The following is a 25,663-nucleotide window of genomic DNA, read 5'->3' on the forward strand; positions in this document are numbered from 1 at the left end:
AACCTCCGCGGTCCGACGCGGCCCCCTCGACAGTCAGTCCCACTGGGGTCCCGTCGCCCGGTGACAGAGTCGCGACTGGCCGACGCTACGGTCGCGAGAAGCGAACCGCCGGCCGGTCAGGGGTCCTCGACGACGATCCCCTCGTCGCCGCCGCGGGCGCGGGTCAGCGCCGAGACGATGCGGTCCTGAAATCGGAGGAAGCCGAACACGAGCGTCGCGAGCAGCCCGCCGACGACGAGTTCTGAGACCATACCCCCGCTTCGGCCCGACGCCGGAAAAGCCCTCGGACACCAGCCAGTCCCGCCGTACTCGGTGCCGTACCGCTCGAACCGGCCGGTCTCGGGGGCCGACTGCAGCGCTACACTTATTCACTCGTTCGGAGTAGTGTCAGTCGATGACGGTCCCCGTCACGACGCTCCTCCGGACGGCGGCGGTCGTCGCCGGCTCGTTCGCGGTCGCGGCCGGCTGCGCGGTCGCGGTCACCCGGTTGGTCGTTCGAACCCGCTTTTTCGCGATGCCCGAGACCCGTCCCGACAGCTGGCACGGTCGGCCGCTCCGCCAGGCCGACCGCGAACGACGGGACGGACTGAACCCGTTCCTGCTCGCGCTCCTGACCTTCTGGGTCGCGTTCGGGATCGCGAACCTCGCGCTGGACGCGCTGTTGCTCGGGTAGCGTCGGCGAGGTCCGCCGTCCCGTCCGGTGTCGCCGGCACCGACCGCCGCAGTCACCGAAGCTTTGCCGCTCGCGCGCTCAGTGTCGGGTATGTCCCTCCGCTCGTGGGCCTCGGCGACGGTCGACTTCCTCCTCGCCACCGTCGGTCTCTACCTCGCCGTCGTCCCGGCGTTCACCGTCCTCTACGCCCTCGTCGCCGCCGCCACGCTGTTCGCGCAGCCGCCCCAGACGGCTGCGGTCGTCGTCGCCGCCGGCGGGAGCTACCCGTTCGTCGCCGGCGACTGGTCGTACCGCCGGCTGGCCGTCTTCGTCGTCGCGCTGTACGTCGCCAGCGGTGCCGTGGGGCTGGCCGGACTCGCCGTTCTCCGGTCGATGGACGTGACGCTCCCCTCGGCGGTCGTCGCCCGCGCCGGCGCGCTCGCGGTGGCCTACCCGGTCGCCGGGGCGGCGGCGTTCCGCGACCGCGTCCGTCGTCGGCTCGGGTTCCGGCCGCTCGACGCCGACGACCGCACGCGCCGATGACCGTTCGGCCGGTGTCCGCTCGGCCGGCGACCGCTCGTCCGACGCGCCCGCCGGCGCTCGGAGTCGGCAGCTTGAAACCCGCGAGGTCCCAAACGCGAGTAGAATGAGCATCGAGACCGACGCGGCGAACGCGGAGGCCGGCGAGGACGTCGACGCGCTCGCCCGCGAGCTCGGCGAGCAGATCGCGGAGATGCCCCTCTACGAGCGCTACCGGGAGGTCAAGGCCGAGGTCGAGGCCGACGAGGACCTCCAGGAGCAGATCCGCGAGTTCGAGAAGATCCGCGAGGAGTTCATGCTCGCGCGCCAGACCAACGAGGCCACCCAGGAGGACCTCCGGACGCTGCAGGACGCCCAGGAGGAGCTCCACGACCAGCCGAAGATGTCGGAGTACCTCGAAGTGCAGAGCGAACTCGAACTGCGCCTGCAGGAGCTCAACGAGATCATCTCCGAGCCGCTGACGGTGGACTTCGGCGGCAAGGCCGGCGGCTGCTGCGAGGACTGAGTCCGCCCCGAACCACCCCACCGGTCGGCTCCGACGCTCCTCCGTCGGCAAAGCACAATACCTTAGCCGCTGGTACGAGCAGAGTGAGCCATGACAGTTGGAAGCAGCGACTGGGGCGACTGGCTCCCCCGCGCAGTGGAATCGGCGTCGCCGGACACCCTCGCGATCTGGTATCTCGGCTGTAACGGCTTCATCCTGAAGGCCAGCGATGGAACGACGGTGTACATCGACCCGTATCTCGGTCTCGGCGACCCGCCGCGGACCCTCCGGATGATCCCCGTGCCCTTCGACCCCGAGGACGTTACGGAGGCCGACGCGATGTTCGGCACGCACGAGCACGTCGACCACGTCCACGGGCCGAGCCAGGCGCCGATCCTCGCGAACACGGGCGCCGACTACTACACGGCCGACGCCGGTCACGACGTGATCGACGAGGAGGACTGGACCGGCAACTGGGGCGTGAGCGACGACCAGCTGCACGAAATCGAGGAGGGCGACACGGTCGAACTCGGCGAGCTGACGGTCCACGTCGAGCCCGCCAACGACCCCGACGCTATCCACCCCGTCTCGCTGGTCTTCGAACACGAGGCCGGCACCTTCTTCCACGGCGGCGACGCCCGCCCCGGCGAGTTCGAGGCGGTCGGCGAGGAGTACGACATCGACGTCGGGGTCCTGGCCTTCGGCGCCGTCGGGAACATCCCGGACAAGGAGACAGGCGAGGACGTGCGCACCCGGTGGTACAGCGACGAGAACATGGTGATCGAGGCCGCCAACGAACTCCAGCTCGACACGCTCGTGCCGACCCACTGGGACATGTGGAAGGGTATGACGACCGAGCCGACCGTGCTGCACAACCACGCCGCGAGCTTCGAGTATCCCGAGACCCTGCGGATCGTCGAAATCGGCGACCGGTTCGACCTCTGAGGCGGCCGCCGGAGCGGGTCGCGGGCCGCCCGCGGCGCCGCTGCGACCGCCGGACGAACGACCACTTTTCGCCCGAAATTCCGGGCGTTCCTTCCGCTGAGCCGAAATGACGTATTCCGGACAATAAGTATCATTAAGTTGGTCCCTAAACGAGAGGGAACACATGAGCGACTCACAGCAGTACGAGAAGGTGTCCGTTTCGTCGGACGGGGTGACGGTGGACAAGCGGTTCGAGGAGGACGAGTTCCCGGTGCCGGCGATCGCCTTCGAGATCCAGTCGGCGCGCTCGGAGACGGTGACGGTGACGCTGGTCGATCGGGTGCCCGAGGACGTGGCCGTCGAGGACCTGGGCTTTCACCCGGAGTACGGCTCCGAGTACTGGACGATCGACGAGGACCAGATCACCTTCGAGCGGGAGCTGGAGGCGGGTGCGGAGTACACGACCGTCTACGGCATCCGGGCGACCGGGACCGACAACGTCGAGCAGTTCCTCACGACGCCGACCGTCGAGTCGGTCGACCCGCCGCTGGAGGACGGCGACGGCCCGGTCGTCGACGAGGGCAGCAGCGACGTGGTCCGCGACGTGATCTCCGGCGACGGGGACGTGCCGGGGCTCGAAGACGAGGACGACGCCGACGGCTCCGACGAGGACGTGGAGACGCTGAACCTCAAGGACCCGAACGAGCCGGGAGAGGCGGTGTCGAGCGGTGACGGCGCCGGCGACGAGTCGAGTGACTCCTCGGGCGGCACGGTCGCCGTCGAGGACGCCGACGTGGACTCGCTGGTCGGCGCGCTGGCCGCCGAGATCCGCAACCAGAACGTCGACGCCGAGGACGTGAAGCTGCTGCGGAAGGCGTTCGACCTGGCCGACGACAACGGCGGCAGCGTCGACGCGCGCATCCAGCACCTCCAGACCGAGGTGTCGGACCTGCTCGCGTACACGGGCGCGCTCGAGGAGTTCCTCGACGAGAACGGCACGGGCGACGAGATGATCGAGGAGTTCCGCGACCAGGTCAAATCCTTCGAGTCCGAACTGGAGGAGGTCCGCGAGATGGCCTCGGGCCACGAGGAGTCGATCTCGGGGGTCGAGGAGACCGTCGCCTCGGTCGAGTCGTCCATGGAAGCGCTCCAGTCGGACATGGACGAGGTGCTCGACGACGTCGAAGCCGTCCAGAGCGACGTCGACACCGTCCAGAGCGAAGTCGAGTCCGTCGAGGGCACCGTCGACGAGGTCGAGGGCGACCTCGACGACCTCGAATCGCAAGTCGGCGACATCGACGTCGAGGACGTGCGCTCGGACATCGAGGACATCAACGACGAGATCGAGGAGCTCAAGGAGTGGCGCGAGCAGCTCTCCTCGGTCATCGGCGGGAGCTGAACGGGAGCGACCGAACCGACCGCCGCTCGGGTCGGCGCCGCGGCGCGACCGCCCGCGGCGTCCGGACCGGCGAACCCCGCGGAGATCGGACTCGTTTTACGCGCCGCTTGCGTGCCCTTTGGCAATGACGACCGTCAGCGTCGCGGTGCCGCGGAAGGGACGCCCGCTCGAAGCGGTCCTCGACAGACTCGCCGACGAGACGGGCGTCGCCGGCCTCGCCGACGACGTGATCTCGACCCTGCGCTACGAGAAGGCAGTCACCAAGGGCGAGCAGTCGGCGACCGGCGACGTGTACGAACGGCTCGCGGCCTACAGCGACGACGAGGACCCGCGTGCCCCGGAGTACACGCTCGTCCGCGACGACCGCTCGGGGATGCCCCGCCGGATCGTCTTCGACAGCGTGACCGTGCCGGTCGACGAGGACCTGCAGTTGCGGCTGGTCGGCCGCGAGGAGCCGTTCCGCGCGCTCCGGAAACACGAGATGCCGCTCGGCTTCGACAGCGCCGACCTGTTCCTCGAAGAGGTCGTCGAACTCCGCGAGGAACCGCTCGCGGAACTCGACGATGTCAACGAGCGCGTCGACCCGCGGGACACCGACGTGCGCCTCGTCGCCGGACTCGGCGACACCGTCTGGCACTCGCTGCTGGTCACGCCCGAGGTCGCCGCCGAGTACGACACCGACCACACACGCGAACTGGTCGACGCCTACGAGGGCGACTTTTGCATCTCGCCGCGCTACGAGCGGCTCGTTGAGGGCGTCCTCGGCACCTCGGCTATCGAGGGGGTCGACTTCACGTACCCCACCGACGCCCACGCGGAGGAGGAAGCGGCGATCGCCGAGACGGGTATCGGCGTCTACCTGACCGTCTCCGGGGGGACCGCTCGCGAACACGGGCTGGAGGTCGGCGAACACCTCTTCCCCAGCGAGACGGTGCTGCTGAAGAGCGAGCCGGAAGTGACCGAGGCGGCCGAGCGAGTGGCGGACCTGCTGGTCAGCGCCGAGACGGGGACGCGACTGGCAGCACAGTGAGAAGCGGACGCCTGCGACGCGGCGGGCGTCGTCCGTCGCCGTTCGACGGCCCGAACGGGGTCAGTTCTCGTCGTCGCTCTCGGTCTCGATGGTGTCGATGACGTCGAGCGGTACGTCCCGCAGGGCGCCGCCCACGTCGCTCTTGGCGATGCGCTGGGCGTGTTCCTCGCTCTCGGCGTTGAACACTTGCATCTCCAGCACCAGGCCCACCAGGGCGGTGTCAGCGGCGATGTACGCCGAGTCGAACGGCTCGGCGCAGGCCGGACAGTTCGTCGAGCCCACGCCCACCTCGACGTAGTCCATGTCCTTCTGGTTGAGCCGTTTGCCCGCCTCGCTGATGGCGACGCCGATGGCGTCGTCGATGTTCTCCACGTCGTGAACCAACCAGGCTGCCTCCATCACTACGATGTAGTTCATACACTCCTCTCCGCCTTACTCTGTAATCCTGTTTTTGGTCCCGTCACGATAGCTTTCGGTCCGGTGGCCGTGCCTCACCGCTCGCGAAACCGACCGCTCGGCCCGCCCAGCGCCCTGCGCACGTAATCGGAAACGTGGCCATAACTTATAGGGATTCCCGCGGTCACCAAGCGACCCCTTACTCGAAAACCGGCCCGAACACCGGTACGGTTGTACCCAGAACAATCTGAGCTTAATCGCAAGACTGCGGCGGGGTAATCCATCACGATCCATTATCGGGTACTCGATCTCGGGGGGAACCTTTATATACGCTAACGGATGGAGACATGAGCACACCACGATGCGTTCCACCCTGAACCGTGCAACCGTATTCGCACTGTACCAGCTGACTCTGTTCGCGGGAATCCTGCTGCTGCCCCTGGCGCTCGTCATGCGCAAGGCGGGGATCACCCTGCCGGTCCACCGCGCCGTCGATCGGGTCAACGAGACCTACGAGGACATGGACATCGAGAGCGCGAACTGATCGCGCGGCCACTCGTTCTGTCGCCGTCCGCTCCCGTCGAGCGGCGGTTCGACCCGGCGCAGTCCGGTGGCGACGACCCGGTGCCGTCTCCGGACGGGGGACCGAAAAGGTGGTTTTATCAGCACAGGACTGATACCCGACTACCATGCGCGACCCATTCGCAGATTCGGAGTTCTCGCAAAATCTGCAGCGCCAGAGCGCTGGGATCCCCGACCCCACCGAGCCCGAGATCGGCTCGTTCCCCGACGAGTCCCCGCAGGGCGACCAGAGCAAGGTCGCCGAGACCGGGACGACGACCATCGGCATCACCGCCGAGGACGGCGTCGTCGTCGCGACGGACATGCGTGCCTCGCTCGGCGGCCGGTTCGTCTCGAACAAGCGCGTCCAGAAGGTCGAGCAGATCCACCCGACGGCCGCACTGACCCTCGTCGGGAGCGTCGGCGGCGCCCAGTCGTTCATCCGCTCGCTGCGCGCGGAGGTCGACCTCTACGAGGCCCGCAAGGGCGAGGACATGAGCATGACCGCGCTCTCGACGCTCGCCGGCAACTTCGCCCGCGGCGGTCCCTTCTTCGCCATCAACCCGATCCTCGGCGGCATCGACGACGAGGGCAGTCACGTCTACTCTATCGACCCCGCAGGCGGCGTCATGGAGGACGACTACACCGTCACCGGCTCCGGGCTCACCGTCGCCTACGGGACCCTGGAGGACCGCTACGAGGACGGCATGAACATGGACGAGGCCCGCTCGGCCGCCGTCGCCGGCGTCCGCGCGGCCGCCGAGCGCGACACCGGCTCGGGCAACGGCGTCTACATCGCCGAGGTCACCGAGGACGGCGTCGACATCGAGGACTACCCGGACTTCGACGGCGTCGAGTAACGCTTCATTCGTTCTCTTCGCTTTTCGACGGCGAGCCGCGGCGCTCGCACTCGCGGCCCGCCGACGGTCTCCGCGGTCGTCACGCCGTCGTGTCCGCTCTCGGCTCCGCGAGCGCGTGCCACTACGGTTAATGGGCGCCCTCACGTGGGGTCGGTATGGAACTCTTCGGGACCGCGGGCATCCGCGGTGACGTGCAATCTCGGGTGACGCCGGCACTGGCGCGGGCCGTCGGGCGAGCGGCGGGGACGGACGGCGACTCGTTCGTCGTCGGCCGCGACGGGCGAACGACCGGCGAAGGGCTGGCGGCGGCCGTCGAGGCCGGCCTCCTCAGCGCCGGCGCCGACGTGACCAGGGTCGGGCAGGTGCCGACGCCGGCGCTGGCCTACGCCGCCCAGCGGAGCCGCGGCGTGATGGTCACGGCCAGTCACAACCCGCCGACGGACAACGGGCTCAAGCTCTTCGCCGACGGGGAGGAGTACGGCGACGACGCCGAGGCGCGGATCGAACGCCGCGTCGCCGACGAGCCCGAGCCCGTCGCGTGGGACGAGTGGGGGTCGAGCGAACGCGCCGACGTACTCGGCGCGTACCGCGACGCGGTCGCCGAGTTCGCCCGCGGGCACGGCGAACCGCTCGACGGCCTCTCCGTCGCGGTCGACTGCGGCAACGGGATGGCGAGCCTCGTGACGCCGCAGGTCCTCCGGGACCTGGGCGCCGACGTGACGGCGATCCACGCGAACGTCGACGGTCACTTCCCCGGCCGCGAGAGCAAACCCACGCCCGAGAGCCTGCGCGACCTGCGCTCGTATCTCGCGGAGGGCGACGCGAACCTGGGGATCGGCCACGACGGCGACGCCGACCGGATCGTCGTCGTCGACGCGAGCGGCGAGGTCGTCCACGAGGACACGATCGTCGCCGTCCTGGCCGAGCACTACACCGTCGAGAGCGACGCGGCCGACCCCGTCGTCGTCACGACGCCCAACGCCTCCGCCCGCATCGACGAGCGGGTCCGCGCCGGCGGCGGCCGCGTCGAACGGGTCCGCCTCGGCGCCCTCCACGAGGGGATCGCCGCCGCCCGCGCGGCCGGCGACGAGGACACCGAGGTCGTCTTCGCCGCCGAACCGTGGAAACACGTCCACACAGCCCTGGGCGGCTGGATCGACGGCGTCGCGAGCGCCGCGGTGCTCGCCCGCCTCGTCGCCGGCCCCGGCCTCGCCGTGTTGCGCGACCCGGTGACCGAACGGCCCTACCGGAAGGTCAGCGTCGAGTGCCCGGACGACGCCAAGGAGCGCGCGATGGCACTGGTCGAGGAGCGACTCCCCGCCGAGTTCCCGGACGCGAGCGTCGATACGGAGTACGGCGTGCGCCTCGAACTGCCTGACGGCTCGTGGACGCTCGTCCGCCCGAGCGGGACCGAACCGTACGTCCGCGTCTACGCCGAGAGCGAGGACGTGAGCGAACTGGTCGACGCGGTGACGACCGTCGTCCGCGGGGCCGTCGCCGACGCCGATGCCTGACCGCCGCCGCGGCCGTCAGTTCTGTCTCGGAGCGCCGTCCAGTGTCGCGGTCACTGCGTCGAGGTCCGCTACGTCGCTGCGGTCGAACGGGAGGTCGGCGTGGTACCACTTCGGTCGCGTGAGCGTCAGCGCGTCGTCGGTCAGTTCGTCGCCGTCGACGGTCGTCCAGTCGTGGACCTGCCGTTCGACCCGCAGACCCTGGTCTGCGATGGCGACCTCCTTCCCGTCGGAATCGGCCAGCAGCGGGACCCAGACGGAGACCATCGCGGGGAACAGCCAGTACATCGACCCGCCGTCGCCACCGAGCGCGAACAGGTAGAGACCGAGTTTCATCTCGCCGGTCTCGCGCTCGGCGTAGGCGATCCCCTCTCGAACGGTCGTCTCGGTCATTCTGTCGCGGACGGGACAGTACGAGAATATGACGGTTCGTTCCCCTCGCGGGAGACCCGACGAGGGTCCGGCGACCGTCAAACCGTTTCGAGGAACGCCCGGAGCTCCTCGGTCGCGCGCTCGCGCTCGTCCCAGAGGACGCAGTGGCCGGCGCCATCGACGTGCTCCAGTCGTCCGTCCGGGAGGAAGGCGGCGATCTCCCGTTCCCGCTCGCGTTCCGCCTCGTCCGCGTCGGCTTTCAGGATCAGCGTCGGCGCCGTGATGTCGCCGTACGCCTCGGTCGGGTCGACGAACTCGGCATCGGACACGCGGCCGATCTCGGGCCGAAGCCGATGTCTGGCTTCGGCCACCCGGCGCGCGAGGTCGGGCTGTCCGCGCTCGGCGAGGTCGTTGAACATCGGATCCGCTTCGAGGAGTTCCTCGACGCTGTGGTCGCGCCACCACGCGATCTGCTCCTCGATACCGTCGCCCGGGTCCCCCTCGATCAGGTCGTCGTTGACCCCGTCGAGTATCCAGACGGGGTCTTCGAGGACGACTGCTCGCGATCGGTCCGGGCTGTCGGCCGCGGCCATCGTGACCGTGTCTGCGCCCATAGAGTGGCCGAACAGGATCGGGTCCTCGAGCGCGAGGGCGTCGAGCAGTCCGAGCAGGTCCGCCGCCCGCTCGGACGGACCGTACTCCCCGTCGGGGGCGTCGGACCGGCCGTGCCCGCGAGCGTCGTACAGCACGACGTCGAAATCGTCCGCGAGTTCGCGGGCGAGGTCGAGCCGACAGTACCCGTCGTCGGTGAAGCCGTGGGAGACGACGACGGGCGGCCCCGAGCCCCCGGTGCGACAGTAGTGCAACTCGATCCCGTTCGCTTCGACGGATCCCCGTTCCCAGTCCTCTGGGATCTGCGTTGGGACACTCATCTGATAGGACCTCCCGGCCGGGGGAGAAAAATCATGCGAGATTCCCCCGGCCGTGTGGCAGCGCGCCGTCGCCCGGTGTTCGACCGTGATGTCCGCGATTCCAGCGCGTTCAGGACTCGTAGACGAAGCGCTCGACGACCGCGTCCGCCTCGCACGTGGTCCCGTGCCCGGTGGCGTAGGGGCCGAGGAAGACGCCCGTGAACCCGGTGGCGACCTCCGTCGAGAGGTAGCGAGTCGCCGCCGACGCGAGTTCGTCGCCGTCGACGACGAAGCGGTAGTCGTCGGTGTCTGCCACGACGGCCAGGTCGGTCGACGCCCCGACCGGAGTCCGCCCGACCACGTCCGTCGCGTCGCCGATCCGAAGGCGGACGATGGCTTCTCGCCGGCCGTCCCGACGGGTCACGCCGAGTTGGTAGTGGTGGCGTTCGTTGGCGACCACCGCGAGGCCGGCCTCCTCGCCGTCAGCCGGGTCGAACGACAGCGTCGTCTCGGCCCGGCAGTCGAAGGCGGTCTGTCGCCGGCCGACGAAAGTCGACCCGGGTTCGTCGAGGGTCTCCGGACCCCCGCGGAGACGGAGCCCGTCCGCGCCCGTCCGATAGCGGTCGCGGTCGGGGTTGCGGCGGAACTGCCACTCGACGCCCAGCCCGTCCGCGAACTCGGTCTCGGTGTGTTCGATCGAGTTCGGTTCCGCCCGGCGCTCGCCGGGGAGCGGACCGCTCGTCTCGGCCCGGATCGGGTTCCCGTCGTTGACCACCGGCCAGCCGTCCTCCCAGGTGACGGGAGCCAGGAACGTCTCACGGCCGAGGTGGTGATACCGCGGCCACGGTCCGCGCTGGCGGATGCCGAGGCAGACGAGCCACCAGTTCCCGCTGTCGTCCGCTACGAGGTCGGCGTGGCCGACCGCGCGGATATCGGCCCGTGGACGCCCCCAGTGAGTGAGAACGGGGTTGTCCGGACACCCTTCGTAGGGGCCCGTGGGGTCGTCGGCGCGTGCAGAGACGACCATGTGCCCCGCGTGGGTCCCCCCTTCCGCGAGCAGCAGGTGATACGTTCCGTCCCGTTCGTAGATGTGCGGGGCCTCGACGTGGGGATCGCGGAATCCCGTCCAGATCGTCCGCGACTCGCCGAGTTCGCCGGTCTCGACGTCGATCTCGGCCTGTCGGATCGGGTTCTCGGTGTCCTCGTCGTGGTAGGTGAAATAGCAGGTGTCGCCCTCGAAGAACAGGTCGGGGTCGAACCCCGGCGCGTCCACCACCGTCGGGTCGGACCACTCCTCCGTCGGGTCGTCGGCGGTGACGACGACGTGGCCGTCGCCGTTGACGTTCGTGGTGACGAGGTAGAAGGTCCCGTCGTGGTGACGGAGCGTCGGTGCGAAGACCCCACCGGACGAGCCGACCGCTTCCAGAGCGAGCTGGGAATCGCGGGTGAACGCGTGTCCGATGGGGTCCCAGTCGACGAGGTTCCTGCTTCGATACAGCGGAACCCCGGGGAAGTACTCGAACGAACTCGTCGCGAGGTAGAAGGTGCCGTCGACCCGGCAGATCGTCGGGTCGGGATGAAATCCCGGCAGTATCGGGTTCTCGTACCGCATGGACGCCTCTTCTCGAAAAGCGGTATTCGTTCTGTCGGTTCTCCCGAACCGTCCCCGTCCGCTCCCGGACGCGCCGACTCGCACCGACGGCGCCACCGGGGCCGACGGCTTAAGTGGTGTCCGCCGCTCTGTAGGCCTATGACAGACTTGCTCGAACGCGCACGGGAGGCCCGCGAGGCCGCCTACGCGCCCTACTCCGAGTACGCGGTCGGCGCGGCGCTTCGGACCGCCGACGGGAGCGTCTACACGGGCTGTAACATCGAGAACGCCAACTACAGCAACAGCCTCCACGCCGAGGAGGTCGCGCTCGGGTCGGCCGTCCGCGACGGCCACCGCGAGTTCGACCGGTTGGCCGTCTCCTCGGCCGCCGAGGACGGCGTCACGCCCTGCGGGATGTGCCGCCAGTCGCTCGCGGAGTTCTGCGAGGCGTCGTTCGTCGTCGTCTGCGAGGGGCCCGACGACCCCGTCGAGTACGAACTCGGCGAGTTGCTGCCGGAGGCGATCTCCCGGGAGATGGTCGTCGATGAGTGACGAGGACTCGGCGGTCGAGGGGGATCCGGACACCCCCGCCAGCGAGGACCCCAACGACGACGAACAGTACCACCTCGAAGTCTCTGCCGGCGACGTGGCCGACAGCGTCCTCCTGCCCGGCAACCCCGAGCGCGTCGAGAAGATCACCGACGGCTGGGACGCTTCGGAAGTCGTGGCCGAACACCGCGAGTACCGCACCGCCACCGGGAGCTACGACGACACCCCGATCTCGGTCACGTCGACGGGGATCGGCTCGCCGTCGGCGGCCATCGCCGTCGAGGAGCTCGCCCGCGTCGGCGTCGACACGCTCCTCCGCGTGGGGTCCTGTGGCGCCATCCGCGAGGAGGCGTCGGTCGGCGACCTGGTCATCACCGCCGGCGCGGTCCGCCAGGAGGGCACCAGCGACGAGTACGTCCGCGAGGACTACCCCGCGAGCGCCGACGACCGCGTCGTGGGCGCGCTCGTGACCGCCGCCGAGCGGCTGGGCTACGACTACCACGTCGGGGTCACGGCCAGCACGGACAGCTTCTACGCCGGCCAGGGTCGCCCCGGGTTTCGCGGCTTCGAGGCCGCCGGCAGCGGCGACCTCGTGGAGAACCTGCGCGAGGCGAACGTTCTGAACTTCGAGATGGAAGCGGCCGCCATCCTGACGCTCGCGAACCTCTACGGGCTCCGTGCGGGCGCGGTCTGTACCGTCTACGCCAACCGCGTCACCGGCGAGTTCCGTACCGAGGGAGAACGGAAGGCCGCGAAGGTCGCCAGCGAGGCGGTCTCGATCCTCGCCGAGATGGACGACGCGGCCGAGGCCGCCGGCGTCGACCGGTGGCATCCCGGGCTCGGACTGGGCGGGTGAGTGGGCGGAGGGCCGGCGACGTGCGGCCGATCGGCGTCGCCGGTCACTCACCGGCGTCTTCGGCCGTCGACGAGTCGCGGCCGTCGGCGTCCCCGGCGTCGGTCTCGTCGGTGTCCTCGCTCCCCTCGACCGCTCGGGCCGCCACCTCGTCGATCCGGGCGCCGTCGACGGCCTCGACGGTGAACCGGTAGCCGTCGACGGTCACCTCGTCGCCGACCTCCGGGGCGCGGCCGAGCCTGTCGAGGACGAGCCCGCCGACCGTGCCCACGTCGTCGGTGTCGAACTCGGTGTCGAGGGCGTCCTCGGCCTCGGTGAGGACGACGCCGCCGTCGATGACGAAGGCGCCGTCGGCCCGCTCGTCGACCGACGGCTCGCGGTCGGCCACGTCGAAGTCGTCCCGCAGGTCGCCGACGACCTGCTCGACCACGTCCTCGACGGTCGCGAGCCCCTCGAAGGAGCCCCACTCGTCGATGACGGCGGCCATCTGTCGCTGCTCGGCCTGGAACTCGGCGAGCAGGTCGTCGACCGCCCCGGTCTCGGGGATCAGCGGCATCTCCCGGGCGAGGTCGGCGGCGGTCACGTCGTCGGTCATCGTCTCCTCGGCGCGGAGTACGTCCTTCACGTCGACGAAGCCGACCACCTGGTCCGGGTCGTCGGCGTCGAGCACCGGGTACCGCGTGTGGCCGGCGTCGAGGACGGTCTCGCGAAGTTCGGCCAGCGTGGCGTCGGCGGGGACCGTCGTCACGTCCGGCCGCGGGACCATCACCTCCCTGACCGAGAGGTCGTCGAGTTCGAACACGCGCTCGATCATCTCGACCTCCGAGGCGTCGACGTGGCCCTTCGTCCCCGACCGCGAGAGAACCGTCAGGATCTCCTCCTCGGAGAGGGTCTCCTCGGTCTCGGAGGCGGGCGGGACGCCGATCATGCGCGTGAAGTAGTTCGCCGTCCCGTTGAGGACGATCAGTCCCGGGACGAAGATGTAGTAGAAGAACTTCATCGGCGGGGAGACGAACAGGGCGATCTGCTCGGCCCGCGCGATGGCGATGGTCTTCGGCGCGAGCTCTCCGAACACGACGTGGAGGAACGTGATGATCGAGAACCCGATCCCGACGGCGATGAGATGGACGGGCGCGTTGGGGAACGCGGCGCCCAGGACCGGGTCGATCAGCGCCGCGATGGCCGGTTCGCCGATCCAGCCGAGCGAGAGCGACGCGAGCGTGATACCCAGTTGCGTCACCGCGAGGTAGTCGTCGAGGTTGTCGAGGGCGTTCCGCAACAGCTCCGCGCCGGTCCGCCCCTCCGCGACCATCTGGTCGACCGCGCTCGACCGGACGCGGACGTAGGCGAACTCCGACGCGACGAAAAAGCCGTTGAGCGCCACCAGCAAGAGCGCGGCGAGGAGCCGGCCCGTCGAGAACAACAGATCTACCATCGCTGCCACCGGACGGACGGCGAAGGGGTCATCTCTCTCATGGGCGATGTAGGAGCGGGAGCCGATTTAATCGTGGTGGCCGACCGCGGCGAGTCCGCGCGGGTACACCCGTCTGAGCGGAGCGGCGGACTCGGCGCTCGCCGCGTCACTCGGGTCGGCCGCCGTCCTCGACGGCGAGCGCGCCCGCCGTCCCGCTCCCCGGCCGACCCGCCCCGGCTTCGTCGACCTCGAAGCTCCGCAGCAGCGACTGCAGGCGTTCGGCGCGGTCGTTCAGCGCTCCGAGGTTCGTACTGACCTGCGAGACGGAGGCCGCCTGCTCCCGGGCGGCCGCCGACGCCTGCTCGCTCTCCGCCGCGGTCGACCGACCGATCTCGGCCACCTCCTCGACCTTCGACACCGCGGTCTCGGTGCTCGCGGCCTGGTCGTCCGTCGTCGCGCTGATCTCCCGGATGCCGCGGTCGGTCTCCTCGGCGTTCTCGGCGACCTGCGCGAAGGCGTCGACGACTTCGTCGACCACCTCGACGCTCTCCTGCATGTGACGCTCGGCACGGCGCGCCTCCTCGACCGTCGCCGTCGTCTGCTCCTGGGTCTCCCCGATGAGCTGTTCGATCTCCGTCGCCGACTCCCGGGTCTCCTCGGCCAGCTGTTTGACCTCGTCCGCGACGACCGCGAACCCGTCCCCGCCCGCGCCGCCGCCGCTCGCGCGGGCGGCCTCGATGTTGGCGTTCAGCGCCAGCATGTTCGTCTGCTCCGCGATGTCGCCGATGAGGTCGACGATCTCGCCGATCTCGGCCATCCGGTCGTCGAGCGCTTCCACGCGGTCGGCCGTCTCGTCGATCGCCGTTCGGCTCTCGCGAGTGTTCTCGATGGCCGTCCGCGCGGTCGTCTCCCCGTCCTCGGCGATCTCGGCGGTCTCACGGGAGGTCTCGGCGACCGTCTGCGCCGACGCCGCAACCTCTTCGACCGTCGCAGACAGGTCGCTCATCTCCCCGGAGACCGCCTCGAGCTTGTCGGACTGGTCGCTCGCACCGTCCGAGATCTCCCGGACCGACGCGCTCACCGCCTCGCTGGCCCGTTTGATCTCACCGGCGCTCGCGTCGGCCTCCTCGCTGGCGTCGGCGACCTCGGCGGCGAAGGTCTGGATCTCCGCCATCGCCGACTCCGTCTCCCCGATCATCTCGTTGAACGCCTCGGCGATCCGCGTCATCGCTTCGCTCTCGCTCTCGGCGTCCAGTCGGACGTGCAGCGCCCCGTCCGCGGCCCGCGACATCGTCGCGCTGTAGTCGTCGGCCTTCGTTTCGAGGTGGTCGTTCAACCGCTCGACCTCCCGGCGGCGCTCCTCGGCGCGCTCCTGGGCCGCCTCGGCCTCGGCCTTCGCCTCCTCGATCTCGGCCTGCTTCTCCTCCAGGTCCGTTACCTGCCGGGTCTTCTCCTCGGCCTCCCGGAGCCGCTCTTGGGCCTCCTCGCGGGAGCGCTCCGTCGAGTACCAGTGCGACATCAGCGCTGTGGCCAGCGCGAGGACGAACACGCCGTGGATGAGCCCCCAGGCCCACGGATTCGCGATCGCGGCCTCGTGGTTGTACACCCGGCTGGGATTGATCATCCCGAAGACGCCGTGGGTGAGGACCACCTTGCCGATCCCGAGCGCGAACGGGAACCAGTCCTCGTAGACCGCGACCACCGCCATCGCGACGAAGAAGTGAAAGTGCGCCTCGATGAAGCCGCCGGAGAACTGGACGAGGACGATCGACGCCGTCAACAGGCTGACCGTGCCGAGCGCGGTGCGAACCCGTCGAGGCAGCCGGGAGCGGCTCGCAACGGCGACCAGCCCGACCAGCAGGCCGAGTTCCAACAGGACGGTCCACAGGGGGATCGACGGGATGGTCGCCCCCGAGAACGTCGTCTCGGTCCCCTCGAAGACCCCCAGCAGGAACAGGAACGGGACGTGGGCGAGCACGACGAGGAGGATGTTACGGTGGCGCCGCCGCCACGCCTCGTCGGGAATCGTGTCCCCGCTCGGGATGTACTGGACGAAGGTTCGGATACTGGACCGCAGCCCCCGGTTCGCTGCGGCTGGTTCGGCGGCTCCCTCGGCTGGCATACCAAGATCCGGGGAGTAGCTCGGCAAAAGCGCACCGGCCCGAGTCTCAGCCGCTGAAACGCTCGGGCGAGTCCGGACGGTCAGGCGGTCGCGGCTCGCTTCAGGATCTGCGGCGTGACGACCAGGTCGAGCACGGCGACCGCATAGGCGACGAGCTGGGTCGTTCCCTCGAGGAAGAGATACGCGACGACGGCGATCACCAGCGCACCGGAGGCGCCGATGCCGTATCTGATAGCGGGGTTTGCCAGGGGGTTCTGTGACATCGGGCGAGATGTGTAGCGGTCGGTACAAATTCGTTTTGCTGTGGTCGTCGATCGGTGGCCGCCGACGGTCCCTCGCTCGCGCGACGAGCGCGCGAAGCGAACACAGATCCGCGAAACCGACGGGCGAGTCGATCCGGGCGGTCCCGCCGCGATCGAGGCTCGGACACGCAGTGTGAAATTGCCGTTCCGTCACACGGTTTCGAGGAGCGCACGGTACCGACCTCGTTCACCCGAGACGTGACACGACGGGGAGAAAACGGGCGGACAACCGGGTGACCCGGTGGCCTACATGTCGGGCCAGGCGTCGAGCGCGTTGCCGATAGAGGAGACGTCGGCGATCCAGCGGGCGGCGATGCCCTTCTTGAGGAGTTCGGCGGGCACGCCGCCGAAGGTGGAGATGGGGAGGAACTTCACGTCGTGGGCGACGGCCTCCTCGCCGACGGAGACGACGGTGCCCTTGTCGTCGTAGGTCCACTCGGTGAGCGGCTGGCCCTTGACGCGCCGGGCGAGGTTCTCGCCGGCGACCTCGGCGGCCTGCCAGGCGGCCTGGGCGGTCGGCGGCGCGGGGTCGTCGCCGGGCTGGTCGACGATGGCGGCGTCGCCGATAGCGAACACGCGGTCGTCGTCGGTCTCGAAGGTCATCTCGGAGAAGATGCGGTTCGAGCGGTCGTCCTTGTCGAGGTTCGCGTCGGCGACCGCTTCGCGGCCGGTGATGCCGCCGGTCCAGATCAGCACGTCGTAGTCCATCTCGGTGTCGTCGCCGATGTAGACGGTCTCCTCGTCCACCTCGCCGATGAACTCGCCGGTGTGGATGTTCACGTCGGCCGCTTCGAGGCGCTTGCGGAGCGCGCCCTGGAGTTCGGGGTCGCTGTTGGGGAGCACACGGTCGAGCCCCTCGACGAGTTCGATGTCGATGCTGGCGCCGTAGTCGTCGCGGTACTCGGCGATCTCGCCGGCGGTCTGGATGCCCGAGAGGCCCGCACCGCCGACGACCACGGTGGCGGGGTCGTCCCGGGTCGCGGCCGCGGCGGCCTCCGAGACCGCGTCGTGGATCGAGAGGGCGTCGTCGAGGCTCTTGAGCGTGTGGGCGTGCTCGCGGAGGCCGTCGATGCCGAAGAAGGCGGTGCGCGAGCCGATGCCGACGAGCAGGTAGTCGTAGGACACGTCCGACCCGTCTTCGAGTTCGACGACGCGGTCGTCGGTGTCGACGCCGTCGACGGTGGCCTGGCGGAAGGTCGTCGAGGGGGATTTGACCTCCTCGACGGGGATCGTGACCTTCTCGCGGACGCTGGGGTCCCGAATGCAGCGGTGGGACTCGTGGAGGACGAGGTGGTAGTCCACGTCGGAGATCCAGGTGACGTTGGCCCGACCGTCGAGATGGGATTCGAGACTCTTGACCGCACCCGCGCCCGCGTATCCGGACCCGAGCACGACGACGTTGTCGCTCATGCGGCCCACTCTGTAGCCGGGTGATACAAAGCCTACGAATCCGTCCCGAGGAGCCGACCGTTCGACCGCTGTCCATCACGAATATCAAGGATCGACGGCCGGGATCGGGTCAACGCGGGAGAACGACGAGCGATCGAGTGGGGCGGACGCCGCGATGGCGCCGCGATGGCGCCGCGATACTGCCGGGGCGTCACCGCGATCGGGTCAGTGTTCGGGTTCGCCGGCCGGCGCGCGCATGTCGTCGATCGTGAGGATCAGCTTGTTGTTCGTGTCGTCTTTGCCCTCGAGCGTGCCGATGATCTGGAGCTTCGAGAGCGGCGTCGGGCCGACGGTGATGGTGTCGCCCTCGTGGAAGTCGGCGATCGACCCCTGAAGCTTGATCTCGGCGCGACACTCCTCGGGGTGGTGGACGCTGGTGAGGTCGATCTCCTCGACGTTGGCGTCGGGGATGTCGCTGCCGTTGTGGGCGAGGGGCACGTCCGCGGCCTGGTCCATGTCCTGGATCTGGAGGGCGTCGTAGGCGGTGGCCGTCGGCTTGTAGCCGCCCTTCGGACCGGGGACGCCTTCGACCAGCTGGAGGGCCTTGAGACTCTGCATCTGGTTGCGGATCGTGCCCGGGTTCCGGTCGACCTTCTCGGCGATGTCTTCCCCTTTCACCGCGCTCTCGGACTCCCGATAGAGATTGACGAGCTCCTGCAGGATGTTTTTCTGGCTGGGCGTCAGTTCGATTGATGACATACAGAGGTATTGGTCATAGATTTTATTAAAGCCGGCGGTGGCCGACCGCCAGCCGGGCAACATTCGCCGCCTATCTCCCGCGAAATCGAGACAGTCAGTCACTCACACGGAGGATCCGTTCGCGGTCCGACGGTAAGGGTGCCATTTATTGTGTTCGATCGACCACTTCGGTTATGGACGGGAAGCGGGTGCTGGTGACGGGCGGTGCGGGATTCATCGGGTCGAACCTGGCGAACTCCCTCGCCGAGGACAACGAGGTAATCGCGCTGGACGACTGCTATCTGGGGACGCCCGACAACCTCGACGATTCGGTCGAGTTCGTCGAGGGGTCGGTGCTGGACGGGGACCTGCCGACGGACGTGGACGTCGTCTTCCACATCGCCGCACTCTCCTCGTACGCGATGCACGAGGACGACCCCACCCGGGGCGCCCGGGTCAACGTCGAGGGGTTCGTCAACACGGTCGATCAGGCGCGCCAGGACGGCTGTGACACGGTCGTCTACGCCTCCACGTCGTCGATCTACGGCGACCGGACGGACCCCTCTCCGGAGGACATGCCCGTCGCGGTGAACACGGGCTACGAGGCCTCCAAACTCGCCCGCGAGAAGTACGCCGAGTACTTCGGAAACCACTACGACATGTCGATGGCCGGCATGCGCTTCTTCTCGGTCTACCAGGGCATGGAAGACGGCGCCGAGGAACACAAGGGCGAGTACGCCAACCTCATCGCGCAGTTCGCCGACGACATCGCCAACGGGCGCAACCCCGAGATCTGGGGCGACGGCTCCCAGACCCGGGATTTCACCCACGTCGACGACATCGTCCGCGGGCTCGAACTCGCCGCCGACCACGAACTCGACGGCGTCTACAACCTCGGCACCGGCCAGCAGTACAGCTTCGACCACCTCGTCGACCGCCTCAACGAGGCACTCGGGACCGACGTCGAACCGGTCTACGCGGAGAATCCGATCCCCGAGGACGTGTACGTCCACGACACGATGGCCGACGCCACCAAGATGCGCGAGGCGACCGGCTGGGAACCCGAAATCTCCTTCGAGGAGGGCGTCGAACGCGTCTGTAGCCAGTACGACTGACCACTCGGACCGTCCGCGGTCCTGAAGCGGTCGGACGGTGATACCGCCGGCCGCCCCCGACGGTTTTGCCCGTCGCCCCCCTTGCGAGCGTATGGACCGACCAGTACGCGTCTTCGGCGTCCCGATGGACCTGGGCGCGGACAGGCGCGGCGTCGACATGGGGCCGTCGGCCATCCGCTACGCCGGCCTCGCCGCGGAGCTAGAATCGCTGGGGATCGACTGCGACGACGGCGGGAACGTCGCCGTCCCGAGTCCCGAACGGACCGAACCGGACGCCGGCCGCCCGCACGAAGGTCGGGCGAAGTACCTCGCCGCGACCGAACGGGTCTGTCGCGACCTCGCCGACGAGGTGGCCGACGCCGTCGCCGACGGCGCGGTGCCGCTCGTCCTCGGCGGCGACCACTCCATCGCCATCGGGACCGTCGGCGGCGCCGCGCGCGACCGCGACCTGGGCGTCGTCTGGTTCGACGCCCACGGCGACTTCAACACGCCGACCACCACGCCCAGCGGCAACGTCCACGGCATGTCCGTCGCCGCCATCCTCGGTCGCGGTTCCTTCGCCGGCAGCGACTGGGCGGCGGCCCCCACGGTCGATCCCGAGAACGTCGCCGTGGTCGGGCTCCGCGACTTGGACGACGCGGAGCGCGACGCGCTCCGGGAGAGCGACGTGACGGCGTTCTCGATGACCGACGTCGACCAGCGCGGGCTCCCCGAGGTGACCCGCGAGGCCGTCGGGGTTGCCACGGACGGCACCGACGGCGTCCACGTCAGCCTCGACATGGACTTCCTCGACCCGACGGAGGCCCCGGGGGTCGGCACGCCGGTCCGCGGCGGGGCCTCCTACCGCGAGGGGCACACCGCGATGGAGCTGGTCTCCCGGACCGCCGGCTCCGCGCTCGTGTCGCTGGAGATCGTGGAGGTCAACCCCATCCTCGACGACCACAACAGGACCGCGGAGCTCGCCGTCGAACTCGCCGCGAGCGCGCTCGGCAAACGGATCCTCTGACAGGCGGACCGAACCCGGCGTCGAACCGAACCCGCCCCCGCCGCGCTCGCCGACGCGCCACTCACTCCCGGCGCGAGAGCGCGAGCGCGCCGAACAGGACGGCCGCGACGATCACTGCCGGCAGGCCGAATCCGGGCCCGAGGCCGTCGGTCGCGCCGTCGGTGACCGTCGCGGTCCCGTTCGCCACAGTGCCGTTCGGGCCGACGGTCCCGTTCGGGGCGGTCGGCGCGACGGTCCCGTTCGGTGCGGTGGTCCCGGCCGGCGTCGCCGTCGGCGTGTCCGTCCCGCGCAACGTCGGCGGCGGGAGTTCCGTCGTCGTGACCGGTCCGTCCGAATCCGTCGCAGTCGGCGTCGGCGACGGGGTGGCAGTCGCCGTCGGTTCGTCCGTCGGCGTCGCCGTCGGGACCGGCGTCCCCGTGATCTCCTCGGCGGGCGGGAGCGTCACGCCGAGATACTGCGGGTCCCTGGGCGGCGTCGAGCCGTCGCCGTCGAGCAGCACCCGTCCCACGCCGTAGACGGGGTCGCCGCCGATCCGGTAGGGGCTGTCGTCGGCCGGGTAGTCGAAGCGACCGTCACCGTCGTCGTCCCGATGAGCCACGAGGACGACGTTCTGACTGTCCGTCAGCGGCCGGTCGAGCGACACCGTCGGGTCGTGGACACCGGGCTCGAGGTATCCCGAGCGGCCGATCAGGTTCTCGCGGGTCACCTGCTCGTTCGGCGGCACGAAGTAGACCGCCAGGAAGCCGCCGTCTTCGAGCGCGACGCGGGCGTTCTCGACCCGGTCGGCCTCGCTCGAACTCGCCGCCTCGTACTCCTCGAAGAGGACGGCCGTCGCCGCGGCCGACCCCGTCGTCAGCAGCGTCTGCGAGTTCGCGATCTGGGCGATCGAGGCGGTGAAACGGCTCTCGTTCGGTGCGTCGCTCAGGTCGACATCGACGCCGAACGTCCCGTCGTCGTCGACGGTCGTCCGCGCGCTCGTGTCGTAGTCGCGGTCCAGCCCGGCGACCTCGATCGTCAGGTTCGTCCCCGGCGCCAGGTTCGTCTCGCCGGCGACCCGCTGTCCGGATTCGGCCGACCGGACGAGGATGCCGCCGTCGGCGTCGTAGCCGTACTGCCGGTCGGCGACCGCGTAGTCCACCGCCGTCGTCGTGTTCGACTCGACGACGTGAGTCCGGGCATCGAAGGCGTACGTCGCCCGACCCGGACCGACGAATCCGCGGTCGAGGCCCTGCCGGACGGCGACCCGGCGGAGGTCAGCGGTCACGTACAGCGTCTCGTTGTTCGGGTCCGGGATCACGCGTGCGGTCCCGTCGTCGACGCTTCCCGGCACGTCGACGGCGGATTCGCAGTCGCCCGACGAAGTGATCGACAGGTCGACGGCGCCGTCGTCCGCCGCCGCCAGGAAGTTCGCCTCGCTCGTCGAACCGCCCTGGGCGGCCAGCAGGCCGTAGAAGCCGCTGGCGTTCAGCCGATAGACCATCGTGTCGCCGAGCGCCGCTTCCGGGCCGTCGTCGGTCGTCGGCGGTTCCGAGATCAGGCCCGAGGCTCGGGCCGCGGCGACGTCCTCGTCGGCGTCCAACTCGCCGAACCGGTCGCCGGGCGCGCGCAGGAGGGTCAGATCGCCGACCGCCGGCTCGTCGACGGTCAGTCGCTGCGTGGTCGTCCCGGACGCCGTCTCGACGGTCACGTCGTAGGCGCCGACCGGCATCGGCGCGCCGGTGACCGACTCCGTGTCGGCGACCGCCACGCGGTCGTTGTCGCCGGCGGTGTACGCGAGGTTCGCGACCGCCGTCTCGTTGCCCGCGAGGTAGGTGTTGACGTACAGGATCGCCGGCTTGCGCCCGTCGTTGTTCGCGAACGTCAGCGAGACGTTGAACTCGCCGTCGACCGACTCGATCCGAACGGTCCCGGTTCGGCCGTTGGCGATCCCCGTCTGGATGGCCGCGATATCACCCCGAGCTACGTCCGTCCGGGGCGCTTCCGGATAGCTCGCCAGCGAGTGGCCGCTCGCGTCCCGGGACGCGGCCGCGCCCTCGCTCGCGTCCGAACCGGTGGATCCGGCCGCCGCGACGCCGGCGGCCGGACACCCCGTCCCGCCGGCACCGACCCCGGCCGCCGCGGGCTGCGGTCCCGACCCAGCGACCGCGAACGCCGGTAGCACCGCCGTACCGGCGACCGCGAGCGCGAGGACGAACAGTACACCGAACGCCGAATCTGCGCGTCTACCGAGCATAGATGAGTCGTCGGGTTCCCCCGTCGCTGTCGGAAGTCCGCCCGACTCCGGCAAAGTTCTTGTGACCTTTCACGAGCGAACGACGACCTCGACGGAGAGAGCGGCGAAAACCGGACCGGGCGCGTGAGCCGCGTTACTGCTCGTCCGCGTCCTCGCCGTCGTCACCGGCCGCTTCGACGGACTCGGGCACCACGTCGACGCTGGCGACGCTGTCGCCGTCTTCCAGTTTCATCACGACGACGCCCTTGGTGTTCCGGCCGACCTCGCTCACGTCGCCGGCGCGGATGCGCATGATCTGGCCGCGCTCGCTCATGATCATGAGGTGGTCTCCCTCGCGGACGGCCTTGACCGTACTGACGGGACCGTTGCGCTCGTCGGTCTTGATGTCGATGAGGCCCTTCCCGTAGCGGGACTGGCGGCGGTACTCCGAGAGGCGGGTACGCTTGCCGTAGCCGTTGCGGGTGACCGTCAGCAGACACCGGTCGTCGTCCTCGTCGGTGGCGACCATGCCGGCGACGCGGTCGTCGCCCTGGAGGTCGATCCCGCCGACGCCGCGGGCGTTGCGGCCCATCTCGCGGGCCTCGCTCTCGTCGAAGCGGATGGTCATCCCCCGCTCGGTGGCGACGACCAGGTCCTTCGTCCGGTCTGTGACCTCCACGTCGACGAGCTCGTCGCCCTCCTCGAGGTCGGCGGCGATGATCCCCGTCGAGAGGATGTTCTCGAACTCCTCGGCGTTGGTCCGCTTGACGTAGCCGTTTCGCGTGACCATCGCGATGGACTCCTCGGGCTCGAAGTCGTCCGTGTTGACCACGGCCGTGATCTCCTCGTCGTCGTCCAGATCGATGAGGTTGATCGCGGATTTGCCGCGCGCCGTCCGGCTCATCTCCGGAATCTCGTAGGTCTTGAGCTTGTAGACCTGTCCCTGGTTGGTAAAGGAGAGGAGGTAGTCGTGGGTGTTGGCCCGGAACACCTTCGAGACGCGGTCCCCTTCCTTGGGGTCGGCGCCGATGATGCCCTTGCCGCCGCGACCCTGGGGGTCGAAGCGGTCGACGGGCATCCGCTTGATGTAGTCGTCCTCGGTGATGACGACGACCACGTCCTCCTCGGGGATCAGGTCCTCGTTGGTGATCTCGTCGCTCTCGACGAAGTTCGTCCGCCGCTCGTCGTCGTACTCGGCCTTCATCTCCTGGAGCTCCTCCTTGATGACCGCCAGGAGTTCGCTCTCGTCGTCGAGGATCGTCTCCAGGCGCTCGATCTCGGCTTGCAGGTCCTCGTACTCGCTCTCGATCTCCGCGGCCTCCAGCGAGGTGAGCGAGCCCAGTTGCATCCGGACGATGTGGTCGGCCTGGTCGCCCGAGAAGTCGAAGCCCGTCTGGGTGTCGAGGTGCTCGAACTCCGCGTCCAGTTCGTCGAGGTCGACCTCGCCCTGCAGGGCGGCCTTGGCCGCGTCGCGGTCCTCGGAGTTGCGGATGAGATCGACGACGGCGTCGACCTGATTTAAGGCCTTCAGCCGGCCTTCGAGGATGTGCGCGCGGTCTTCGGCCTCGGCGAGCTCGTACTGCGACCGCCGGCGGACGACCTCCTTTCGGTGGGCGAGGTACTCCTCGAGGGTCTCCTTGAGCGTGAGCACCCGGGGCTGGCCGTCGACCAGAGCGAGGTTGATGACGCCGAAGGTCGACTCGAAGTGATGTTTCTTCAGCTGGTTCTCGACCACGTCGATGTTGGCGCCGCGCTTGAGGTCGACGACGACGCGGACACCGTTGCGGTCGGACTCGTCGCGCAGGTCGGAGACGCCCTCGATCTTCCCCTCGTTGACGTCCTCGGCGATGCGCTCGACCATCCGCGCCTTGTTCTCCTGGAAGGGGATCTCCGTGAGGACGATCCGGCCCTCGTCGCGTTCGAGTTCGTACTTCGCGCGGACCGTCACACGACCACGCCCCGTCGCGTACGCGGAGTAGACGGCCTCTCGGCCGACGATCGTGCCGCCGGTCGGGAAGTCCGGCCCCTTGATCGGGCCGGCGGTGCCGTTGCCGCGGCTGTCGCGCGTGTCGACCAGGTCGTCCACGTCGCAATCGGGCTCGTCGATGATCTTGACGACGGCGTCGACGACCTCGCCGAAGTTGTGCGGGGGGATGTTCGTCGACATGCCCACCGCGATACCCGACGAGCCGTTGATCAGCAGGTTCGGCACCTTCGCGGGCAGGACCTCCGGTTCGGTCAACCGGTCGTCGTAGTTGGACTGGAAGTCGACGGTGTCCTTCTCGATGTCCGCGAGCATCTCCTCGGCGATGGGCGCCATCCGCGCCTCGGTGTAGCGCATGGCCGCGGCGGGGTCGCCGTCCATCGACCCGAAGTTGCCCTGGCCGTCGACCAGGGGGTAGCGCATCGAGAAGTCCTGAGCCATCCGGACCAGGGTGTCGTAGATGGGGCTGTCGCCGTGGGGGTGATAGTCACCCATCGTCTCGCCGACGATCGAGGAACACTTCCGGTGGGAGGTGTTGCTCGACACGCCCATCTCGTGCATCGCGTAGAGGATGCGCCGGTGGACGGGCTTGAGCCCGTCGCGCACGTCCGGCAGCGCCCGGCCCGCGATGACGCTCATCGCGTAGTCGATGTAGCTCTGCTCCATCTCGTTCTCGACGCGGACGCGGTCGACCTCCGCGGCCGGCGTCGCGTCGGAGTCGGGTACGTCTGAACTCATCGTGTCACCT

25 protein-coding genes are annotated in these 25,663 nt (G+C 69.3%); 13 read left to right on the forward strand and 12 right to left on the reverse strand.

Annotated elements, in window-relative coordinates:
• Positions 1–116: 116 nt before the first annotated feature.
• On the reverse strand, positions 117–251 hold the full coding sequence (locus HZS55_RS22865; RefSeq protein WP_281372739.1) for a hypothetical protein: 135 nt from the start codon (positions 249–251) through the stop codon (positions 117–119).
• A gap of 143 nt (positions 252–394) precedes the next feature.
• Between HZS55_RS22865 and HZS55_RS17240 the strand changes: the two genes are divergently transcribed.
• From HZS55_RS17240 to HZS55_RS17265, 6 genes are all read left to right on the forward strand, one after another.
• Positions 395–673, forward strand: coding sequence for a hypothetical protein (locus HZS55_RS17240; protein ID WP_179908808.1), 279 nt, complete (start codon positions 395–397; stop codon positions 671–673).
• 90 nt (positions 674–763) lie between these two features.
• Positions 764–1,195, forward strand: a complete 432-nt coding sequence (locus HZS55_RS17245; RefSeq protein ID WP_179908809.1) for a hypothetical protein — start codon at positions 764–766, stop codon at positions 1,193–1,195.
• Between the two features lie 103 nt (positions 1,196–1,298).
• The gene (locus tag HZS55_RS17250; protein ID WP_179908810.1) at positions 1,299–1,697 is read left to right on the forward strand and encodes a YlbF family regulator; all 399 of its coding nucleotides are present in this window, start codon (positions 1,299–1,301) and stop codon (positions 1,695–1,697) included.
• A gap of 90 nt (positions 1,698–1,787) precedes the next feature.
• Complete coding sequence (locus tag HZS55_RS17255; protein ID WP_179908811.1) at positions 1,788–2,621, forward strand: MBL fold metallo-hydrolase; 834 nt, start codon at positions 1,788–1,790, stop codon at positions 2,619–2,621.
• 163 nt (positions 2,622–2,784) lie between these two features.
• Positions 2,785–3,999 carry a coiled-coil domain-containing protein gene (locus HZS55_RS17260; protein ID WP_179908812.1) on the forward strand — a complete coding sequence of 405 codons (1,215 nt, stop codon included), beginning with the start codon at positions 2,785–2,787 and terminating at the stop codon, positions 3,997–3,999.
• A gap of 124 nt (positions 4,000–4,123) precedes the next feature.
• Positions 4,124–5,029 carry a hypothetical protein gene (locus HZS55_RS17265; RefSeq protein ID WP_179908813.1) on the forward strand — a complete coding sequence of 302 codons (906 nt, stop codon included), beginning with the start codon at positions 4,124–4,126 and terminating at the stop codon, positions 5,027–5,029.
• Between the two features lie 60 nt (positions 5,030–5,089).
• Here the strand turns inward: HZS55_RS17265 and HZS55_RS17270 are convergent, their stop codons facing one another.
• Positions 5,090–5,446 (reverse strand): DUF555 domain-containing protein, encoded by a 357-nt coding sequence (locus tag HZS55_RS17270; RefSeq protein ID WP_179908814.1) that lies wholly within the window; start codon positions 5,444–5,446, stop codon positions 5,090–5,092.
• A 340-nt stretch (positions 5,447–5,786) separates the two neighbouring features.
• Between HZS55_RS17270 and HZS55_RS17275 the strand changes: the two genes are divergently transcribed.
• The 3 genes from HZS55_RS17275 to HZS55_RS17285 all read left to right on the forward strand — a co-directional run bounded on the left by HZS55_RS17275 (position 5,787) and on the right by HZS55_RS17285 (position 8,360).
• On the forward strand, positions 5,787–5,969 hold the full coding sequence (locus HZS55_RS17275; RefSeq protein ID WP_179908815.1) for a hypothetical protein: 183 nt from the start codon (positions 5,787–5,789) through the stop codon (positions 5,967–5,969).
• Between the two features lie 145 nt (positions 5,970–6,114).
• Positions 6,115–6,846, forward strand: coding sequence for an archaeal proteasome endopeptidase complex subunit beta (gene psmB / locus HZS55_RS17280; protein WP_179908816.1), 732 nt, complete (start codon positions 6,115–6,117; stop codon positions 6,844–6,846).
• Between the two features lie 155 nt (positions 6,847–7,001).
• Complete coding sequence (locus HZS55_RS17285; protein ID WP_179908817.1) at positions 7,002–8,360, forward strand: phosphohexomutase domain-containing protein; 1,359 nt, start codon at positions 7,002–7,004, stop codon at positions 8,358–8,360.
• A 15-nt stretch (positions 8,361–8,375) separates the two neighbouring features.
• Here the strand turns inward: HZS55_RS17285 and HZS55_RS17290 are convergent, their stop codons facing one another.
• The 3 genes from HZS55_RS17290 to HZS55_RS17300 form a co-directional block, all read right to left on the reverse strand.
• Positions 8,376–8,750, reverse strand: a complete 375-nt coding sequence (locus tag HZS55_RS17290) for a hypothetical protein (RefSeq protein WP_179908818.1) — start codon at positions 8,748–8,750, stop codon at positions 8,376–8,378.
• 77 nt (positions 8,751–8,827) lie between these two features.
• A complete protein-coding gene (locus HZS55_RS17295; RefSeq protein ID WP_179908819.1) occupies positions 8,828–9,661 on the reverse strand; it encodes an alpha/beta fold hydrolase in 834 nt (277 codons plus the stop codon).
• A 109-nt stretch (positions 9,662–9,770) separates the two neighbouring features.
• Positions 9,771–11,252, reverse strand: a complete 1,482-nt coding sequence (locus HZS55_RS17300) for a glycoside hydrolase family 43 protein (RefSeq protein WP_179908820.1) — start codon at positions 11,250–11,252, stop codon at positions 9,771–9,773.
• Positions 11,253–11,390: 138 nt separating this feature from the next.
• Here HZS55_RS17300 and cdd point away from each other — a divergent pair, with 138 nt between their 5' ends.
• Both cdd and HZS55_RS17310 read left to right on the forward strand, forming a co-directional pair.
• Positions 11,391–11,783: a cytidine deaminase gene (gene cdd / locus HZS55_RS17305; RefSeq protein ID WP_179908821.1), complete on the forward strand. Its 393-nt coding sequence runs from the start codon at positions 11,391–11,393 to the stop codon at positions 11,781–11,783.
• Positions 11,776–12,636 carry a nucleoside phosphorylase gene (locus HZS55_RS17310; RefSeq protein WP_179908822.1) on the forward strand — a complete coding sequence of 287 codons (861 nt, stop codon included), beginning with the start codon at positions 11,776–11,778 and terminating at the stop codon, positions 12,634–12,636. The genes cdd and HZS55_RS17310 overlap by 8 nt, the downstream gene beginning before the upstream one ends.
• A gap of 43 nt (positions 12,637–12,679) precedes the next feature.
• On the opposite strand, the gene HZS55_RS17315 is transcribed toward HZS55_RS17310, so the two are convergent.
• From HZS55_RS17315 to HZS55_RS17335, 5 genes are all read right to left on the reverse strand, one after another.
• Positions 12,680–14,068 (reverse strand): hemolysin family protein, encoded by a 1,389-nt coding sequence (locus tag HZS55_RS17315; protein ID WP_179908823.1) that lies wholly within the window; start codon positions 14,066–14,068, stop codon positions 12,680–12,682.
• A 145-nt stretch (positions 14,069–14,213) separates the two neighbouring features.
• Positions 14,214–16,169 carry a methyl-accepting chemotaxis protein gene (locus tag HZS55_RS17320; RefSeq protein ID WP_179908824.1) on the reverse strand — a complete coding sequence of 652 codons (1,956 nt, stop codon included), beginning with the start codon at positions 16,167–16,169 and terminating at the stop codon, positions 14,214–14,216.
• A gap of 80 nt (positions 16,170–16,249) precedes the next feature.
• Positions 16,250–16,432: a hypothetical protein gene (locus HZS55_RS17325; protein ID WP_179908825.1), complete on the reverse strand. Its 183-nt coding sequence runs from the start codon at positions 16,430–16,432 to the stop codon at positions 16,250–16,252.
• Between the two features lie 285 nt (positions 16,433–16,717).
• On the reverse strand, positions 16,718–17,881 hold the full coding sequence (locus tag HZS55_RS17330; RefSeq protein WP_179908826.1) for an NAD(P)/FAD-dependent oxidoreductase: 1,164 nt from the start codon (positions 17,879–17,881) through the stop codon (positions 16,718–16,720).
• A 204-nt stretch (positions 17,882–18,085) separates the two neighbouring features.
• Positions 18,086–18,619: an HTH domain-containing protein gene (locus HZS55_RS17335; protein ID WP_179908827.1), complete on the reverse strand. Its 534-nt coding sequence runs from the start codon at positions 18,617–18,619 to the stop codon at positions 18,086–18,088.
• Positions 18,620–18,792: 173 nt separating this feature from the next.
• Here HZS55_RS17335 and HZS55_RS17340 point away from each other — a divergent pair, with 173 nt between their 5' ends.
• The gene (locus HZS55_RS17340; protein WP_179908828.1) at positions 18,793–19,713 is read left to right on the forward strand and encodes an NAD-dependent epimerase/dehydratase family protein; all 921 of its coding nucleotides are present in this window, start codon (positions 18,793–18,795) and stop codon (positions 19,711–19,713) included.
• Between the two features lie 91 nt (positions 19,714–19,804).
• Entirely contained in the window at positions 19,805–20,719 is a 915-nt protein-coding gene (gene rocF, locus HZS55_RS17345; RefSeq protein ID WP_179908829.1) for an arginase, read from the forward strand.
• A 61-nt stretch (positions 20,720–20,780) separates the two neighbouring features.
• On the opposite strand, the gene HZS55_RS17350 is transcribed toward rocF, so the two are convergent.
• Entirely contained in the window at positions 20,781–22,952 is a 2,172-nt protein-coding gene (locus HZS55_RS17350; protein ID WP_179908830.1) for a DUF7282 domain-containing protein, read from the reverse strand.
• Positions 22,953–23,085: 133 nt separating this feature from the next.
• Positions 23,086–25,653, reverse strand: a complete 2,568-nt coding sequence (gyrA, locus tag HZS55_RS17355) for a DNA gyrase subunit A (RefSeq protein ID WP_179908831.1) — start codon at positions 25,651–25,653, stop codon at positions 23,086–23,088.
• Positions 25,654–25,663: the final 10 nt, after the last annotated feature.

It is taken from the genome of Halosimplex rubrum (genome assembly GCF_013415885.1).
Taxonomy (GTDB): Archaea; Halobacteriota; Halobacteria; order Halobacteriales; family Haloarculaceae; genus Halosimplex; species Halosimplex rubrum.

Excerpts from the sequence above, each read along its gene's own strand:
- HZS55_RS22865 (WP_281372739.1), bottom strand. The coding sequence starts at position 251 with ATGGTCTCAGAACTCGTCGTCGGCGGGCTGCTCGCGACGCTCGTGTTC.
- HZS55_RS17240 (WP_179908808.1), top strand. The coding sequence starts at position 395 with ATGACGGTCCCCGTCACGACGCTCCTCCGGACGGCGGCGGTCGTCGCC.
- HZS55_RS17245 (WP_179908809.1), top strand. The coding sequence starts at position 764 with ATGTCCCTCCGCTCGTGGGCCTCGGCGACGGTCGACTTCCTCCTCGCC.
- HZS55_RS17250 (WP_179908810.1), top strand. The coding sequence starts at position 1,299 with ATGAGCATCGAGACCGACGCGGCGAACGCGGAGGCCGGCGAGGACGTC.
- HZS55_RS17255 (WP_179908811.1), top strand. The coding sequence starts at position 1,788 with ATGACAGTTGGAAGCAGCGACTGGGGCGACTGGCTCCCCCGCGCAGTG.
- HZS55_RS17260 (WP_179908812.1), top strand. The coding sequence starts at position 2,785 with ATGAGCGACTCACAGCAGTACGAGAAGGTGTCCGTTTCGTCGGACGGG.
- HZS55_RS17265 (WP_179908813.1), top strand. The coding sequence starts at position 4,124 with ATGACGACCGTCAGCGTCGCGGTGCCGCGGAAGGGACGCCCGCTCGAA.
- HZS55_RS17270 (WP_179908814.1), bottom strand. The coding sequence starts at position 5,446 with ATGAACTACATCGTAGTGATGGAGGCAGCCTGGTTGGTTCACGACGTG.
- HZS55_RS17275 (WP_179908815.1), top strand. The coding sequence starts at position 5,787 with ATGCGTTCCACCCTGAACCGTGCAACCGTATTCGCACTGTACCAGCTG.
- psmB (WP_179908816.1), top strand. The coding sequence starts at position 6,115 with ATGCGCGACCCATTCGCAGATTCGGAGTTCTCGCAAAATCTGCAGCGC.
- HZS55_RS17285 (WP_179908817.1), top strand. The coding sequence starts at position 7,002 with ATGGAACTCTTCGGGACCGCGGGCATCCGCGGTGACGTGCAATCTCGG.
- HZS55_RS17290 (WP_179908818.1), bottom strand. The coding sequence starts at position 8,750 with ATGACCGAGACGACCGTTCGAGAGGGGATCGCCTACGCCGAGCGCGAG.
- HZS55_RS17295 (WP_179908819.1), bottom strand. The coding sequence starts at position 9,661 with ATGAGTGTCCCAACGCAGATCCCAGAGGACTGGGAACGGGGATCCGTC.
- HZS55_RS17300 (WP_179908820.1), bottom strand. The coding sequence starts at position 11,252 with ATGCGGTACGAGAACCCGATACTGCCGGGATTTCATCCCGACCCGACG.
- cdd (WP_179908821.1), top strand. The coding sequence starts at position 11,391 with ATGACAGACTTGCTCGAACGCGCACGGGAGGCCCGCGAGGCCGCCTAC.
- HZS55_RS17310 (WP_179908822.1), top strand. The coding sequence starts at position 11,776 with ATGAGTGACGAGGACTCGGCGGTCGAGGGGGATCCGGACACCCCCGCC.
- HZS55_RS17315 (WP_179908823.1), bottom strand. The coding sequence starts at position 14,068 with ATGGTAGATCTGTTGTTCTCGACGGGCCGGCTCCTCGCCGCGCTCTTG.
- HZS55_RS17320 (WP_179908824.1), bottom strand. The coding sequence starts at position 16,169 with ATGCCAGCCGAGGGAGCCGCCGAACCAGCCGCAGCGAACCGGGGGCTG.
- HZS55_RS17325 (WP_179908825.1), bottom strand. The coding sequence starts at position 16,432 with ATGTCACAGAACCCCCTGGCAAACCCCGCTATCAGATACGGCATCGGC.
- HZS55_RS17330 (WP_179908826.1), bottom strand. The coding sequence starts at position 17,881 with ATGAGCGACAACGTCGTCGTGCTCGGGTCCGGATACGCGGGCGCGGGT.
- HZS55_RS17335 (WP_179908827.1), bottom strand. The coding sequence starts at position 18,619 with ATGTCATCAATCGAACTGACGCCCAGCCAGAAAAACATCCTGCAGGAG.
- HZS55_RS17340 (WP_179908828.1), top strand. The coding sequence starts at position 18,793 with ATGGACGGGAAGCGGGTGCTGGTGACGGGCGGTGCGGGATTCATCGGG.
- rocF (WP_179908829.1), top strand. The coding sequence starts at position 19,805 with ATGGACCGACCAGTACGCGTCTTCGGCGTCCCGATGGACCTGGGCGCG.
- HZS55_RS17350 (WP_179908830.1), bottom strand. The coding sequence starts at position 22,952 with ATGCTCGGTAGACGCGCAGATTCGGCGTTCGGTGTACTGTTCGTCCTC.
- gyrA (WP_179908831.1), bottom strand. The coding sequence starts at position 25,653 with ATGAGTTCAGACGTACCCGACTCCGACGCGACGCCGGCCGCGGAGGTC.